Below are 15,439 nucleotides of genomic sequence, written 5' to 3'. Positions count from 1 at the left end.
CGCCGAGTGGGCGATCACCGGGAACGCGGGGCCGTTCGGGGGCGGACCGGAACGGCCCCGGCGCCGTCCGGCCGGCTGCCCGCCGCCCCCTCCGGGCCGGCGGCCGCGTCGCCCCCCGCATCCACCGGACCCACCTCCCGACGACTCACGGTTGGGCCCTACTTTGGGGCCAAGGACCCAGGTCACCACGCGAGTTCACCCGTACGCTCACGTCAACCCGAGGTTCGGCCGAGGGGGGCACGGGCAGGGCGAGTGAGCGTCGGAGAGGGAGAACCGTGAGCAGTGGCGGCGGTTGGAGAAGCGGAAGCGCGGGCCAGATACCGCCGGGGCGTGGCGGCCTCGGCCCGAGCGGCGGGGGCCGGGGCAGCGGTGGCCCGTTCTTCCCGCTGACGCGCAGCTGGTCCGTCGGCGCGCTCGCCTACATCATCACCGGGTTCCTGATGAGCCGCGGACTGGTGGAGACCCTCGCCACCGACGAGCGGCTCCAGCAGTTCACCTGGCGGCTGGCCCTGCTGCATGTGCCGGGCGTCATCACCTCGCTGCTCACCGTCCTGGCCGCCGCCCGTGTCCTGCCGGAGGAGTGGCGCGGATCCCGCCCGGTGTATCTGGCCGCGGCCCTGGGTGTGCCGGTCGCCGGACTCGTGTACGGCCTCTTCGTCTCGTGGCATCTCGTGGGCGTCGAGGGTGTCCTGATGCCGGTCGTGGTGCTGCTCACCGGCTCGGCCGTGGGGCTGGCGGTCGACCGCCTGCTGGAGGACGAGGACGGTGCGGAGTCCGTCACGCCCCACTCGTACTCCTGGCGGGACGGCGGCGCGACCGCCATGGAGTACCTCGGGGTGATCGTCCTCGTCGTCACCATGATCGGCGCGATGGCCATGGCCGGCGTCGGCGGCCAGATCGGCGAGCGGATCCGGTGTGCGATCAGCTCCCTCGGCGGCAGCGGTGGCGGGTGCGCCACGAGTGGCGGCAACCCGACCGCGAAGCCGAAGACGGATGCCGACTACGAACCCAAGCTCTGCCAGGTCTCCAGCGTTTCCGACACCGTCGGCGACAAGGTCAAGATCGGCTGGTTCGAGTGGGGCAACGAGTACGGCTTCCAGCAGAAGGTCAGTCAGGCCAACACGGACGTGAACGGCGACGGCAAGGTCGACGAGAACGACAAGCTGGTCTACATGACGTTCACGGACGCCGCGTCCGCGGGGGTCAACGCGAGCACCCCCGGCGTCAAGCTCGGCAAGCTCGGCAAGGCGGACGTCGACGTCGGCGGCGGCATCAAGATCACCAACGGTGACACCTGGGTCTTCAAGAGCGAGGAGGACGCCAAGAAGATGCGGGACGACATCGAGGAAATGAAGATGTGGGAGACCTCGACGAAGTACAGCGGCGCCTACGGCGGCGGCTGGTACTCGGGGATGAAGTGGGCCGACAAGAAGGAGGACGTCGAGAAGCAGATCGGCAACAAGAAGATCTCCTACTCGACCATCGGTCTCAACGTGTACGCGGACGGCGGTCTCAACATCAGCGCGGGGGACGAGTCCGCGCTCGGCGCCAAGCTCGGCGGCAAGGCCAAGTTCTCGCCGGACGTGACCATTTCCAAGGACGACGTCAACGGCAACGAGTCGTACACGTACACCGCCAAGCTCGAACTGGAGGGCAAGGTCGGCGGTTCGGCCGGTCCGCTGTCCGGGACGGCCGGCGCGAAGGACACCCGTACCGGTGCCATCACCGTCACCCGCGACCAGAAGACCGGCAAGATCGTCCGTATCGACATGACGAAGACGGTCGAGTCGGGCTCCACGTCCGACAAGGGCGAGGTCAAGGGCGACAACGGCAAGACGGACGGTGACAAGCGTGGCGGCAAGGCGGGCGCCACCGACTCCTCCGGGGAGACGGGCATCGAGGTCCAGACGAACTCGATCGTCTTCGGCAAGGACACCGACCAGGCCACCGAGGCCAAGCGGGCCGTCGCCGAGCAGTGGCTGGACGGCAACGGCAACAACACCGCCCCGTTCGAGTACATGTTCGGCGACAAGTCGATGCAGCAGAAGCCCGACGGCAGCGACCCGTTCGACCAGATGATGTTCCAGGACGGTCTGTCGAGCACCATGCAGTACCACGGCGAGACCGACGCCCAGGAGTTCGGCTTCGAGGTCTCGCTCGGCATGAGTCTCGGGTTCTCCATCTCGGACGAGCACAAGAAGGAGACACTGACGGACGCGCAGTTCCTCGGGGCCCCGCAGGGCGACAAGCGGAGCTTCCTCCCGTACAGCTACTGCGCGAAGTAGTTCTTCGCGGCACTCGGCGGCACCCCGCACGACGAAAGGCGATGACGAGACGATGGCAGCGGCGACAGCGACAGCGGCGGCGATGACGGCAGTGAAGAAGTCCCGGACGCTCGGCGCGGCCGTTGCCGCCGCCCTCGGTCTCACCCTGCTCACCGGCTGTTCCTCGGACACGGCGGCCGTTCCGGACGGCTGGGGCACGCTCGACACCAAGAGCGTGTCCGTCGGATACCCCGAGAGCAAGGGCTACCGGGAGCAGTCCGCCGCCGACCGGGGCAAGAGCAACGCGGCCGTCGCACTCAAGGAGGAGGGCGGGCTGCGCACCGGCATGGTGTCGGTCCAGCTCGATTTCGCCACGGGTATCGACGACGCGGCCGAGGCGGCCTCCGCCGCGGGAGCGGGAATCGGCCTCGGCGCGACCCGCAAGGGCACCTCCGACGTGCGGCTCGCGGGCGAGGAGAGCGCCCGGGAGGCCCGCCGGATCGACTACGAGTTCACCTCGTCCGGCAAGGAGCGCACACCGGCGGGCGGCACCCGGATGACCGGGGTCGTGGTGGCGGGGGTCGACTCGAAGGACGTACCGTTCGCCATCCGGATCAATGCGGTGAAGGGGTCGCTGAGCGCGCAGGAACTCGACGCGTTCGTCGATTCGATAACCGTCAAGTAGCGGATGGAGCAACGGCGTTCATGGATGTCCTGCCCGGCGGCACTGCCACCTTCCTGCTTCTGTTCGGCTTGTTCCTCGGGGCGTTCGCCGTGCGGTCGGCACTGCGGCTGGGCCGGGTGCTGAGCCTGGTCCGGCGCGGGGAGCGGGCGGAGGGGCGGTGCACGGAGCGCCGGGTCGTGGACCGGGGTGCGGACCGGGAGCGGAGTTACGCGACGGAGTACGTGTTCGCGTTCCGCACCCCCGACGGCCGCGACGTCGAGTTCGTCGACCACGCGCCGGGCCCGTTCGGTTTCGAGGTCGGGGCGCCGGTCCGGGTCTCGTACGATCCGGCGGCCCCGGAGCGGCGTGCGACGGTGGCCGGGCCGCGGGCCTGGGGGCCGGTGCTGATGCCCGCGGCGTTCACAGCCGTCCTGGGGGTGTTCGCACTGGCGTTGCTGTACGGGTTCGCGGCGGTGCGGGGCTGGGTCTGACGGCCCGCGCGCCCCCTCTCGCCGCAGGTGTCCCGGAAGGTCAGCGCGTCCGTGCCGTCGGGGCGTCAGTACATGACCCGGTCGAACGGCGCCGGCAGCGGTTCCAGTGCCCCGGCGGCCAGCAGCTCCCTGTTCACCTCGGTGATCGTCTCGATGCCCGGAAGCTCGGTGCCGCCACGCGTGAGGTCGACGACCAGACCCCCTTCCGCGGTACGGATGTACGTCCCCGGCAGGCCCTCCGGCACCCGGGCTGCGCGGCCCGGCGACAGATACACCGACCGGCCGCCGCGCGGGGCGCCGGCCCGGAGCCCGAACTCCGACTTCACCGCGCGGAACTCCTCCCTGCTGTAGGCCTCTCCCCAGTCGGGGCCCCAGCACGCGACGAGCGCCTCCAGGACGTCCGTGGAGCGGCGCACCAGCTCGGCGTCGTCGTCGGCGGCCGAAGTGAGCCCCACGACGCACGAGTCGGGCACCCGGTTCGCCGATCCGCCCGCGTTGAGGGAGACGGTCACCCGTACCGTCTCCGGCCGTCCCGACGACAGGGACGCGGTGTAGCCGATGTACGGGGCGTCCGGCTCCGGGTTGGTGCGCAGCAGGTGGTCGGTCAGAGCGGGTACGTCGACCTCCACGGGGGGCGCCGAGGGGTCGTCCTCCGCCTCCGCCGCCCGCCAGCTTCCGCAGGCGTCGGCGTCGATCGCGCCGAGGGCGCGCAGCAGGCGCCCCCAGCGGCCGGCGAGTTCCTGCGGGTCCTCCTTGCGGACGCCCCACAGCCCGTGGACCGTGACATTCAGCAACGGGGTCTCCTCCCACCGTGCCCGGTCAGGGCTTCACCGGGGTGTGCACCACAGTAATGTCGAGGCCCCTGTCGTCGAACATGTCCTGCGCGGCGCGGGCCACGTCGGGGTCCGACATGTGCCAGACCACGGGTTTCCCGCGCGCCGCGTCGAGCTGCCGTGTCGCCTGCTGCACCCAGCGGTTGGTGGCCAGATTCGTGAGCTGACCCGTCGCCTCGTCGTAGAACCGGGGTCCCCGGTAGCCCCACTTCGTCTCGAGGTAGGTCTGGTTCGCGGAGTCCCAGCCGTCGAACTCGACGGGCTTGCCGTCCAGCGTGTCGAGCGGCACCTCGTACTCCTTGCCGCGCTTCACACCCGAGATCTGCTCCTGGTAGCGGGCGCCCATCTCCTGCGGGTAGGCGTACGTGTCGGCACCCTTGGACTTCCACTTTCCGTCGCCGAGGTCCTTGGTGCCCGCGCGCGGGTTCTTGAGCGTGTCGTACCAGGACGGCTTCTCCATCTTCGCGAGCCGCTTGCGCTCGGCCTCGCGCTTGGCGGCCTTCGCCGCCTCGTCTGCCTGGTCCGCGTCCTTCTTGGCCTGTTTGGCGGCCTCGACCTCTTCGGGCGTGGCCTCGCAGCCCTCGGTACGGAAGCCGGCGCGGACCACGGGGAAGGTGACGGTGGCCGTGCCCGTGGCTGTGGCCGTGGTGGTGCGGCCGGCGTACGTGGCGTGGGCGACGCCCGGCGCGGCGGTGCGTACGGAGGCAGTGACGACCGTGGTGGCAGCGGGGCGGCCGAGCGGCCCCGCACCGATCGGGCAGCCCTTGCTCTCGACCTTCTTCTCCAGGTCGTCGGCGTGCCGGCGGGCCTCCTCGGCGGCCTTCTCCGCACCGCCGACGTCGCCGGCCTTGGCGAGCTTCTTGGCCTTGGAGGCCGCCTCGGACGCCTTCTCGGCCAGCTCGCCCACCTTGCCGAGCTTCCCGAGCTTGCCCAGCTTCCCGAACTTGCCGACCAGCTTGGCTTCGCCGTATCCGGGGATGAAGAGCGAGCCGATGTTCCAGAGCCCGGTGCCGATCGCCTGGCCCTCGTCGCCCTTCTTCCACATGTCACGGACGTCGTCGCCGATGAACATGTCGTCGAGGACCTTCAGCCCCGTGCCGCCGGACGCCTTGGTCCAGTCCCAGGCGGCGCCGAAGTAGTCGCCCTTGGACCACTTGTCGCCCGCGCCCTTGGAGTCCTGGACCCATTTGTCGCCGAGGCTCTTGCCGTAGTCCATCAGGCCGTTCCACGCCTTGACGGGGTGGATGACCGTGTCGAAGGTGCCGGTGACGTCGCCCCAGAGGCCGTCGCCGACGAGCCCCTTGAAGAAGCCGCCGGTCTGGTGGCCGGCACAGGAGAAGAACGCGCCGATGCCGGAGGTGCAGCTCTCGTCCTTCTGGGTCCCGTCGTAGTTGCCGTAGTCGGCGTCCGGCCCCTGGGTGGGGTCCATGTCGTCGCCGCCCTCGTCGACGTCACCATCGCCGTCCTGCGTGGCCGTGTCGGTGCCCCCGGTGCCGCCGGATCCGTTGGCCCCGCCCGTCCCGCCCGTCCCGCCCGAGGCGTCGGCACCTCCCGTGTCCGAGCCTCCGGAGTCCGTGCCTCCGCCCGCGACCGCACCGCCGGAGTCCGTGCCCCCGCCCGCGACCGCACCGCCCGAGTCCGTACCCCCGCCGGATGCCGTCGTCCCGCCGTCGGCCCCGTTCCCGGCGACCACGTCGCCACCGCCAGGAGCCGGGCAGGCGCTGCCGGTCAGCTGGCAGATCGCACTGCGCATCTCCCCGGTCAGCTGCGCACCGATACCCGTCGCGACGAGCGCGCCGACGAGCGCCACGACCACCAGGATCAGACCCAGGTACTCCATGGCGGTCTGGCCGCCGTCCCGGCGCCACTTGATCATGCGGGCGATGCTGAACGGCCGGTGCGGCTGCCGCTGCTCCGGGGGGAGTTCGAACCACTCGCGCGCCGACGGACGGAACAGCAGGACGACGATCACGACCGGAATCACCAGCTGCGCCGCACCGCGCCCGTCGCCCGAGCCGAGGGTCGCCAGCGCGCCGAGGGTGAGCCAGACGTGTACGGCGAGGAGCCCGCGCCGGATCCAGATGCCGCCGGTCCGCACGTACAGCGCGAGCACGAATGCGGTGACGCTCGGCAGCGCCGCGTACAGCAGCAGTCCGAACAGCTGCCCGTCGACCGCGTTGAGCGACGAGGCCAGCGTCAGCACGCCGGCGCCGCCCAGGACCGCGAACGCGAACAGCACCCTGACGAGGATCAGCACCGCCTGCAGCGGGCGCGGCAGTGACTGCCTGCCCGATCGGGCCAGGAAAGCACCTCCGTCGGCGCCGCCCGGAACGGCAATTCCGCCTATGCCAGACACGACGACTCCCCCAACTGGTCGGCGCATGACCGCAATTGGGCCACTTCACTTATCCGACCACATCACCCCGTCCGGGGCATGGGCCCCAGGGCCCAAACCTGCCCGGGCGGCCCGTCTACCTGCTGGGGACCTCGCTCCCGAACAGCATCCACGGCGACTGCTCGAAGGACCTCACACCGCACAGCTGCGGCTGCGCGTCCGCGATCTCGTGCCGCACGGCGAGCGTGTCCGGCCAACGGTCGATGGGCGTCCCGCCGTTGACGACGACCCCGCGCCAGTCGGTGGCCGCCGACGCCCCTTCCCGGTCGACCACGAAACCGATGCAGAGCAGGGAGGCCCTGCCGATCGCCTCCCTGATCGCGCGGACGGCCAGCTCCTGCTCGTCCCGGGAGAGCCGGGCCAGCCCGAATTCGAGGGAGACGATGCCGTCCCAGGTGCGCCGGACGCACACCTGGATCTCCGCGCCGCGCTTCACCCAGAGCAGGAATCCGATCTCGTGGAGCCGCTCAAGGCCTGCCAGGAGTACGAGCTGTTCCCTGGTCACCCATGAGTGCGTCATCGCCGGCTCGGGGCCCGGGGTGATGAGGGTGATGCGCCGGGTGGTGGGGTGGGTGGTCCTCAGTCCGGCCGCACCGAGATCCCCGAGCAGTGACTCGGCATCGGGGCGGTTCCAGCCAAGGTGGTACGAGTAGAAGAATCCGTCACTCATCGACACTTCACCTCATCGGTGTGGGGGGCACCTCGCCGGTACGAATGGGGCGTGACGGATCTCCGTGCGCGTGGGCATGCCGGAGTGCCGCTTCGGGCGGCGTCGTCACATGGCTCACAGTTGGTCGCGTACGAGCGTAATGACCCGGGCCGGGGGTTTCCTGGGCCCACGGACCCACCCCCGGCCCCAAAAGGCCGACGGGTCCGCGTGCGGTGGCGACGGGCAACGCCGGCCTTGCGGCCGCTCCGCGGGCAGCCGCGTCGGTTCCTGGCTTCGCCGGTGACCGGCGGACGGCTCATCCGTGCGTATAGGTCCTGCCGTCCTTGTACACCTCGTAGTACTGCACATGGCTCTCCGTCAGACGGAACACCATCCCGTACCGGCGGCGGATGTCGGCAACGGCCCTCGGCTCCGGCTCGTGAAAGCACCGCCTCACCGGCGGATCCGATTTCGCACACGCCGGAGGTTCCTCGATGAGACTCCGGTGTCCCCGGCTGCGGACGGCGTCCCATTCCAGCGTCTGGGAAGGGTCGGAGACCAGCCGGGGCTCCTGCGTCGCCGGCCCCACCGGGTTCGGCCCCTTCCCCCGGTAGTAGGCGACCAGCTTGGTGCGGTAGTCGTCGTGACCGAAGGGGATGCTGCCGTCCGGGGCCGTGCCGGAGGTGTGCCGGTCGCCGGCGGAGAAGATCCCGTTCAGTTCGTCACCGATCCGGTCCGGGTCGGCGCCGTAGTAGCCGGCGACGGCAAGGGTGCAGCGGATCCTGTAGCGGTCGTCCTCCGACGGCCACACGCTCTCCGCCCCTGTCCCGCAGGAGTCGTCCACGGTGACCATGGCGAGGGTGAGGCCGGTGTCCTTGTCGTACGTGTGGACGACGTCCCTCAGGTGCTTCTCGGCGTCCTGCCTCGCCCGCGCGGCCTGTGGGCCGTCCGCGAGTCTCCGCATCTCCCCCTGGCTCATGGTGCCGCCTCCGGCGGAACACGAGACGACGCCGAACAGGCCGGCGGCCCATACGACAGCAGCGATCCTCCGTGTTGCGCGAGACGTCCGAGAGAGCGCCATACCCGTTCCTCCGTGTCCGTGACCTGACACATGGATTGTGGCCGCTCCCAGCAACGGGGGCCTGAGTACGCCTACTCAGGCCCCCGGCTCGACCGGAGGTCGTCCGGGCGCCGGGGGACCTCCCTTCCCGGCTCCGCCCTTCCCCGGCCCGGACCGCGGTCGGGGACCGCGCCGGGAGACGGAAAAGCACCGGACAGGCCCTTCCGGCCGGGTCCCCGAAGGATTGCGTCACAAGCTCCGAGCAAATACCCGGACCTCACCCCGTCGGCAGGAACCGCATTCCGCCCCGGCCGACGGACCGCGTCGGCCCCTCGCGGTTCCCTTCACGACCTTTCCTTCGTATCGAGGTAATTACGGCGGGTGAATTAAGCGTCCCGAATATGGCACAGGCCACATGACCTGCGTCACCCTTGTGCCGATTTGAGGCTTTTGCCGCGTGGAGTGGCTCACACGGCGGGCGCCACTATGAAGGTGCATAGTAGGGCGGCATCGAGGCCCGCACGCAGCCATCCCGGCGCTTTCCCGGTAATTTCCGAGTCCTGATACTAATGCGCATAGTAAATGGGGGGCATTGACCCAGGTTTGCCTCATGCCCAATAGTTTTAGACATCACCCCCCGACGGAAAAGGAATTACCACATGCAGCTCACCGCTATGCCCAAGAAGTTCGCCCGCATGACCAAGGTCAAGAAGATGTCGCTGGGCATGACCGCGGCCGGTGCCGCGATCGTGGCCGGAACCTTCACCGGCGCCTCGTCCGCGTCGGCCGCCACCCCCGCCACCCCCACCCAGTCCGGCGGCGGCGACGTCAGCGCCTGGATCAACCAGTCGCTGAAGGTCATGCACGCGAAGGGCATCCCGGGTACCTACGACGGCATCTACCGCAACCTGATGCGCGAGTCCTCCGGCAACACCCACGCCATCAACAACTGGGACACCAACGCCGCGAAGGGCATCCCGTCCAAGGGCCTGCTGCAGGTGATCGACCCCACGTTCAAGACGTACCACGTGAACGGCACCTCGCAGGACATCTACGACCCGGTCGCCAACATCACCGCCGCGGCCAACTACGCAGCCCACCGCTACGGCTCGATCGACAACGTCAACTCCGCCTACTGATCAGGCGCATGACGGAGTATCCGCAGCCACCGACGGGACGACCCGAGGCAGCGTCGGACAGACGCATCGTGGCTGCGGTCGCAACAAGGCAGGGTTCCACCGGTCGGCGAACGCCGACCCGGGTGATTCCCGGGGCTGCCGCCCAGCGCAGCCCTACCGGCCGATCATGGCAAGCCTGGGCACGATGCGCGCGACGACCTGCTCGGTGAAGCTGACCGGGTGCCGGTCCGGCAGCACCTGCACCGCGTCGATGCCGAGCTCCGCGTACGCCTCGACGTCGACGAGGAACGCCTCGGTCTCGTCCAGGACCGGCCTGTTGAACATCAGCGTCTTCTCGATGGTGTCGTAGTCGCGCCCCGCCGCCGCACAGTGCTCCCGCAGGACGTCGAGCTTGTGGGCCACCTCGTCCACATCGGTGGCGAACAGATTGCACGCGTCCGCGTACTGCGCGACCAGCCGCAGCGTCTTCTTCTCTCCCCCGCCGCCGATCATGATCGGCGGCCGCTCCCCGATCGGCTCCGGCACGCAGATCGTCTCGGCCAGCCGGTAGTGCCGCCCCTCGTACGGGCCGTCGTCCTCGCTCCACATCTGCTGGCAGATCTGGAGCGTCTCCTCCAGCCGCTCGAACCGCTCCGCCACCGGCACGACCGGCACTCCGAGCCCACGCTGCTCCCGCTCGTACCAGGACGCCCCGAGCCCCAGCACCGCCCGGCCGCCGGAGAGCACGTCGAGGCTGGTGACGATCTTCGCCAGCAGACCCGGATGGCGGTACATCACGCCCGTGACCATCAGTCCGAGCGTCATCCGCTCGGTCAGCGCGGCCACATACCCGAGTGCTGTGTAGCCCTCCAGCATCGGCTCGTCGGCCGCGCTCTGCGGTGTCTCCATCTGGAAGTAGTGGTCCATCACGGTGAAGGACGCGACCCCACCCTGGTCTGCGATCCGCGCCGACTCCGCGAGGGTCGGCGCGATGAGCGCGGGATCGGCGGGTTGCGAGTAGTTCCAGTAGTGCAGGCCGAGCTTCACGTCCACTCCTCCGTACCGGAACATCACCGACGACCCTGTGCGGTCCTCCGTCACGTTACGTGCGTCCGGACGGACGGGCACGGACGGTACGCCCGGCCGGGTGCCAGGACTCAACGGTCGTGCGGACCGGCGCGGGAGTGCCCCCGGTGAGCGGAGACGCCGACCACCTGCGGTAAGGCCCACGCTCGGAAGGTCGGCCAGGCCTGAGGGCCTCGGACCGAGCCCTGGTGGGGTCCCCCTATCGCCTGGGCAGCAGCGACTTGGGGATGTACGCGGCGACGACCTTGTTGCCGTTCACCGCCTCGGCGATGACGAAGTCCACGGCGACGCTGCAGAGCGCGTACGCGTCGGCGGCGCTGAGCGCGCCCTCGGTGGCGTCGCGGAGGAAGCCGATGGCCTGGGTGGCGGCTGTCCGGAGTGCGGTTTCGAGGTCCGCGTCGATCCCCATCGCCACGATGTGGTCGGGCAGTTCGGCCCGCGGGTACTCCAGGCCGGCGCCCTTGCGCACGATGAACTGGGCGGTCAGCGACATGGAGTGCTCGATCGCGGTCTGGTCGATCTCACCGTGGCCCTGCGCGCCGTGGCTGTCACCGGTGTAGAACTGCGCTCCGGGCTGGAACACCGGCAGGAACAGTGTCGAACCGGCGGTGAGGTCACGCACGTCGATGTTGCCACCCCACCGGTCGGGCGGGTTGGCCGAGACGAAGCCCGCCTCGGTGGGCGGCGCAACGCCGGTGATCCCCATGAACGGTCTGAACGGCACCCGTATACCGGGCGCGAACTGGTAGTACCTGTTGCGCTTGTCGAGGGTGAGCAGCCGCGTCGACCGTTCGCTGAGCAGGTTCGGCAGGACACCGCTGCAGGGGCCGGTGCTGTTGACTCCGTACGGCACACGCGGTGAGACATCCAGGATGCGGATCTCGAGGACGTCCCCCGGTTCGGCCTCCTCGATGTAGAGCGGGCCGGTGAGCACGTGGCCGCTGGACCCGGGGGTACGGGGAATCGCGTGGATCTCCTCCAGCTCGGGCAGCACCCGGTCGCCCGGGACGCCGAGCGCCTCGAAGTACGCCACGGGGCCCCGTGCGTCGGAGACGCCGGCCTGATTGACTGCGTCGATCTTCACCACCGTCCCGGACTTCACGGTCAGGACCGATGGGCGGCTGGTGGGGAACCAGCCCCACAGCGCGGTCTCCTTGCTCGTCTTGAGCAGCACGTCGTAATGCTGCTTGCCGGACGCGGTCCGCGCCGCGAAAGCGCTGCCTGCGGGTAGCGCCGCGCCGAGGCCGAGGCCGGCGCCGTTCCCACCTGCTGCGCGCACCAGGCTGCGCCGGCTGAACATGGACCGGGCCAGTGCCGTGGACTTCGCACGGCCGAGCGATCTGGACGGGTTCACGCAAAAACCTCCGGAGAAGGGGGCGGGTGTCGGCAAGATTCTTTCAGTTTCCGCACAACTTCCGATTCAGTGGCGATCAGTCCAGCGAGTGGGACACCGGACCAGGCCCTCAGGAATCTCGGCGCCCGGCCGACGGGAACCCGGTGAGGACCGCCCCACCCGGCGCTACCGGTGGCGGGTGATCGTCTTGTGCTCGACGTACCCGGTCAGGCCCACCACGCCGTATTCACGGCCGGTCCCGCTCGCCTTGTAGCCACCGAACGGGCCGTCGAAGCTCATCGGCGAGCCGTTCAGGGTGACGGTTCCGGTGCGCAGCCTTCGGGCGACGTCCAGGGCCCGCTCGGCGCTGGAGGTCCAGACGCCTCCCGACAGGCCGTAGTCGGAGTCGTTGGCGATCCGCACCGCGTCGTCCTCGTCGTCGTAGGCGATGACGACCAGGACCGGACCGAAGATCTCCTCCTGGGCGATACGCATGCTGTTGTCGACGTCCGCGAAGAGCGTCGGAGTGACGTAGTTGCCCTCCTCCAGGCCCTCGGGGACCTCAGGGCCGCCGGTCACCAGACGGGCGCCTTCCGCCACGCCCAGCTTGATGTAGTCGATCACGCGCTGCTGCTGGTCCGGCCGGATCATGGGCCCGATGAAGGTGTCCGGCTCGGACGGATCGCCGACCTTCAGCGACTCCACCATCTCCTTGAGCGCCGTGACCGTCTCCTCGTATCGGCTGCGCGGGGCCAGGATCCGGGTCTGCAGGATGCAGGCCTCGCCGTTGTTCCCCAGGGAGCCGAAGCGCAGCCCCTGCATCACGGCGGGGAGGTCCGCGTCCTCCAGGATGATCGCGGCGGACTTGCCGCCCAGTTCGAGACTGACCCGCTTGAGCTGCTCGCCCGCGATCGAGGCGATGCGGCGGCCCGCCCGGGTGGACCCGGTGAAAGCGATCTTGTCGACGTCCGGATGCGAGACGAGGTGTTCACTGGTCTCCCGGTCCGCCGGCAGGATGCTGAGCACCCCTTCGGGGAGTCCGGCCTCGTGGAAGAGATCCGCCAGCAGCATCATGCTCAGCGAGTTCTCCGGGGAGACCTTCAGCACCACGGTGTTTCCGGCCAGCAGGGCCGGCGTCAGCTTCGCCGTCGCCGCGGAGAAGGGCGAATTCCACGGGATGACCGCGGCGACCACGCCGATCGGCTCACGCCTGACGATGGTGTCGAAGGCCACCGAGGGATCGGAGGGCTCGACGATCTCCTCCCAGCCGAATTCCTCGGCCGCCTGGAGATAGGCGTTGACCTGACGGCTCAGGAACGGCTGGCCGAGCCTGGTGAACCAGCCCGCCGAACCGTTCTCGGCGGAGATGGCCTCGGCGATCTCGTCGGCGCGGGCCTCACGCAGCGCGTTGAGCCGCCGGATCACCTCCTGGCGCTCCTTGGGGTCGGTGCGCGGCCACGGTCCGTTGTCGAACGCCTCACGTGCCGCCGCCACAGCCGCATCCACGTCCGTGTCGACCGCCTGGGCCACCCGGCCGAGTATGCGCCGGTCGTGAGGGGAGCGGATTTCCAGCAGCTCCGCGTTGCCGGGTGCCACCCAGGAACCGCCCAGGTAGAGCTTGTCGCGAACGATCATCAGTCGCTTCTTTCTTGTGAAGGAGAGAAACCACGCGCACCGTCCCTGCCGGGATCACCCCACGCACGTCCGGGCTTTCGCCGCACGTCAGCGGGGGGAGACGCCGACCGTCCCGTCGCACTCGCCATCCGAGACCGCGAGGTCAGTGTGGAAGGTTTCCGCTTAACTGCAACATGACTGTAGCACTACTACTCCTGACTGCGTCGCTCGCGATGACAATGACCTCATAAGTGCTGCTCAGCTGGTACAGTGAGGCGCACCATGAGAGCTGATGCCGCACGCAACCTCGCCGTGGTCCTGCGCACCGGCGCCCGACTGCTGGCCGAAGATCCGAGTACGTCGATGTCGGCCATCGCCGGCGCGGCGGGGGTGGACCGCACCACCGTCCACCGCCGCTTCGCCACCCGCGAAGCGCTGCTCAGTGCCGTCTTCCAGGCGAAACTCGACTCCGCCGAACGGGTCCTCGACGAGGCGCGGCTCATGGAGGCACCAGTGGCGGTCGCACTGCACCGCTATGTGGAAGGGATCATCCCCGTCAGCCGCGAGTGGCCGGTCGACACGCGGCGCATGATGCAGGGGGACCCCGAGGCCAACTCCCGGCGCCAGAAGCAGAGTCAGCGACTCGACGACTTCCTCCGGCGCGCGGCCGACGAGGGTTTTCTACGCCCCGGTGTCTCTCTGGCCTGGGTGCGGGCGGTCCTCGATCAGCTGGTGGACAGCGCCGGTCATCAGTTCCCCGAGGTGGAGCCCCCGCGCGCAGCCGACCTGGTCGTCGACACGTTCCTCAGCGGCGTCGGCAGTTCCTGACGAGACTCACTCGTTCGGTAGACACGGCGGTGCGAATGGGTCCCTCCGTGTGCACGGCCTCCGGGGTTGCGCAGGCTGGAGAGTGCTGCAGCCGGTGATCCACGGTGAGGGACGATGATCGTATCGGTGGTGTCGATGCCGGAAGGGGTCGTTGCTCGTACGCACGTGTCGGAGGCACGTGAGCGTCTCGCAGCAGACCACTTCCTGTTCGTGGACATCGAACTGCCCGAGGAGGCATCGCCCGACGAACAGCCGGTCGCCCACGAGCTCGGCCTGGAGGACGAGGACCTGGCGTGGCTCGGCAGGGCGGGCGAATCCGTGCGGGCCGAGTTCCTCGGGGACAGCGCCGCGTTCGTCGTACCCGTCGTCGAAGCGGACCGGATCACCCATGTCCATGCCTTCGTGACCGACCGGTACGTGGTCACCGTCCATCGAGGTCCGCTCGGACCTATCAGGAGCCTCATCGCCCGGTTGCCGCACGAAAGGCCCACCGACGCCGTGGCCACACTGTTCCTGCTGTTGGACGAGGCCCTGGAGACCTTCCGCCGGTCTGCCGTGCAGGCTCTGCTGGAGGTGGAGGACCTGGAGGACGAGATGTTCCAGCGCCGGCAACCCCGGCAGATCTACCGTCTGGCACGGCTACGACGGCGCGCGGCCACCCTGCACCACTCGCTGCTGCCGTACCTGGAGGCGACGGACGAGGCCATCACGCGGAGGATGATGAGCCGCGACTTCCCGGAGGAACGACAGAAGCTCGCTCGCTCCTACCAACGCGCGGCGAAGTTGGCGCTCACGGACATCGCGTCCCTCCAGGACGCCTCCCGGCGAGCCTTCGTCAGTTACTCCTCCCTGGTGTCCGGCGAGCAGAACGGCGTGATCAACCGGCTGGCCATCGTGTCGACGATCTTCCTGCCGCTGACCTTCCTGACCGGGTTCTTCGGCATGAACTTCACGTACATGACCGACGAGTTGGAGAGCAGGGCCGTGTTCTGGATCCTCGCTGTGGGGGTGCAGGCGATCGTCCTGTTCATGGCCCTCTACGTGCTCCACCGCACCCGCGTCTGGCGCAAGCTGCGCGACGACGGCCCCGACGACCACTGAGGC

At 69.4% G+C, this 15,439-nt stretch carries 13 protein-coding genes; 6 read left to right on the top strand and 7 right to left on the bottom strand.

From position 1 onward, the window contains the following. Window positions 1-275: 275 nt before the first annotated feature. Genes ACFVXE_RS17925 through ACFVXE_RS17915 form a run of 3 tightly spaced genes read left to right on the top strand, consistent with a single transcriptional unit; the run spans window position 276 to window position 3,419 of the window. Entirely contained in the window at window positions 276-2,285 is a 2,010-nt protein-coding gene (locus ACFVXE_RS17925; protein ID WP_389672096.1) for a hypothetical protein, read from the top strand. A 52-nt stretch (window positions 2,286-2,337) separates the two neighbouring features. Beyond that, a complete protein-coding gene (locus tag ACFVXE_RS17920) occupies window positions 2,338-2,949 on the top strand; it encodes a hypothetical protein (RefSeq protein ID WP_389672095.1) in 612 nt (203 codons plus the stop codon). 20 nt (window positions 2,950-2,969) lie between these two features. Beyond that, window positions 2,970-3,419, top strand: a complete 450-nt coding sequence (locus ACFVXE_RS17915) for a DUF3592 domain-containing protein (protein ID WP_389672094.1) — start codon at window positions 2,970-2,972, stop codon at window positions 3,417-3,419. Window positions 3,420-3,484: 65 nt separating this feature from the next. Here the strand turns inward: ACFVXE_RS17915 and ACFVXE_RS17910 are convergent, their stop codons facing one another. The 4 genes from ACFVXE_RS17910 to ACFVXE_RS17895 form a co-directional block, all read right to left on the bottom strand. Then, window positions 3,485-4,213, bottom strand: coding sequence for an Imm52 family immunity protein (locus ACFVXE_RS17910; protein ID WP_389672093.1), 729 nt, complete (start codon window positions 4,211-4,213; stop codon window positions 3,485-3,487). Between the two features lie 25 nt (window positions 4,214-4,238). Then, a complete protein-coding gene (locus ACFVXE_RS17905; protein WP_389672092.1) occupies window positions 4,239-6,608 on the bottom strand; it encodes a Tox-REase-5 domain-containing protein in 2,370 nt (789 codons plus the stop codon). Window positions 6,609-6,723: 115 nt separating this feature from the next. Next, window positions 6,724-7,317: a hypothetical protein gene (locus tag ACFVXE_RS17900; protein WP_389672091.1), complete on the bottom strand. Its 594-nt coding sequence runs from the start codon at window positions 7,315-7,317 to the stop codon at window positions 6,724-6,726. A 295-nt stretch (window positions 7,318-7,612) separates the two neighbouring features. Further along, window positions 7,613-8,275: a hypothetical protein gene (locus ACFVXE_RS17895; protein ID WP_389672090.1), complete on the bottom strand. Its 663-nt coding sequence runs from the start codon at window positions 8,273-8,275 to the stop codon at window positions 7,613-7,615. A 740-nt stretch (window positions 8,276-9,015) separates the two neighbouring features. On the opposite strand from ACFVXE_RS17895, the gene ACFVXE_RS17890 reads away from it, so the two are divergent. Continuing rightward, window positions 9,016-9,495: a transglycosylase SLT domain-containing protein gene (locus tag ACFVXE_RS17890; protein WP_389672089.1), complete on the top strand. Its 480-nt coding sequence runs from the start codon at window positions 9,016-9,018 to the stop codon at window positions 9,493-9,495. Between the two features lie 153 nt (window positions 9,496-9,648). Here the strand turns inward: ACFVXE_RS17890 and ACFVXE_RS17885 are convergent, their stop codons facing one another. The 3 genes from ACFVXE_RS17885 to ACFVXE_RS17875 form a co-directional block, all read right to left on the bottom strand. After that, a complete protein-coding gene (locus ACFVXE_RS17885) occupies window positions 9,649-10,521 on the bottom strand; it encodes an LLM class F420-dependent oxidoreductase (protein WP_389672088.1) in 873 nt (290 codons plus the stop codon). A 238-nt stretch (window positions 10,522-10,759) separates the two neighbouring features. Further along, entirely contained in the window at window positions 10,760-11,914 is a 1,155-nt protein-coding gene (locus tag ACFVXE_RS17880; protein WP_389672087.1) for an acetamidase/formamidase family protein, read from the bottom strand. Window positions 11,915-12,079: 165 nt separating this feature from the next. Then, on the bottom strand, window positions 12,080-13,528 hold the full coding sequence (locus ACFVXE_RS17875) for an aldehyde dehydrogenase (protein WP_389672086.1): 1,449 nt from the start codon (window positions 13,526-13,528) through the stop codon (window positions 12,080-12,082). Between the two features lie 261 nt (window positions 13,529-13,789). Between ACFVXE_RS17875 and ACFVXE_RS17870 the strand changes: the two genes are divergently transcribed. Together ACFVXE_RS17870 and ACFVXE_RS17865 are read left to right on the top strand one after the other, a co-directional pair. Next, on the top strand, window positions 13,790-14,335 hold the full coding sequence (locus ACFVXE_RS17870) for a TetR/AcrR family transcriptional regulator (RefSeq protein ID WP_389672085.1): 546 nt from the start codon (window positions 13,790-13,792) through the stop codon (window positions 14,333-14,335). 114 nt (window positions 14,336-14,449) lie between these two features. Then, entirely contained in the window at window positions 14,450-15,436 is a 987-nt protein-coding gene (locus ACFVXE_RS17865) for a CorA family divalent cation transporter (protein WP_389672084.1), read from the top strand. The last annotated feature ends 3 nt before the right edge of the window (window positions 15,437-15,439 follow it).

It is taken from the genome of Streptomyces sp. NPDC058231 (assembly GCF_042882275.1).
In the GTDB taxonomy this organism is placed as follows: domain Bacteria; phylum Actinomycetota; class Actinomycetes; order Streptomycetales; family Streptomycetaceae; genus Streptomyces.
This window is presented reverse-complemented; position numbering and strand designations above follow the sequence as displayed.

What these genes read in the sequence shown, in the direction of transcription:
- ACFVXE_RS17915 (WP_389672094.1), top strand. Translation starts at nt 2,970, where the DNA reads ATGGATGTCCTGCCCGGCGGCACTGCCACCTTCCTGCTTCTGTTCGGC.
- ACFVXE_RS17890 (WP_389672089.1), top strand. Translation starts at nt 9,016, where the DNA reads ATGCAGCTCACCGCTATGCCCAAGAAGTTCGCCCGCATGACCAAGGTC.
- ACFVXE_RS17920 (WP_389672095.1), top strand. Translation starts at nt 2,338, where the DNA reads ATGGCAGCGGCGACAGCGACAGCGGCGGCGATGACGGCAGTGAAGAAG.
- ACFVXE_RS17870 (WP_389672085.1), top strand. Translation starts at nt 13,790, where the DNA reads ATGAGAGCTGATGCCGCACGCAACCTCGCCGTGGTCCTGCGCACCGGC.
- ACFVXE_RS17900 (WP_389672091.1), bottom strand. Translation starts at nt 7,317, where the DNA reads ATGAGTGACGGATTCTTCTACTCGTACCACCTTGGCTGGAACCGCCCC.
- ACFVXE_RS17865 (WP_389672084.1), top strand. Translation starts at nt 14,450, where the DNA reads ATGATCGTATCGGTGGTGTCGATGCCGGAAGGGGTCGTTGCTCGTACG.
- ACFVXE_RS17895 (WP_389672090.1), bottom strand. Translation starts at nt 8,275, where the DNA reads ATGAGCCAGGGGGAGATGCGGAGACTCGCGGACGGCCCACAGGCCGCG.
- ACFVXE_RS17875 (WP_389672086.1), bottom strand. Translation starts at nt 13,528, where the DNA reads ATGATCGTTCGCGACAAGCTCTACCTGGGCGGTTCCTGGGTGGCACCC.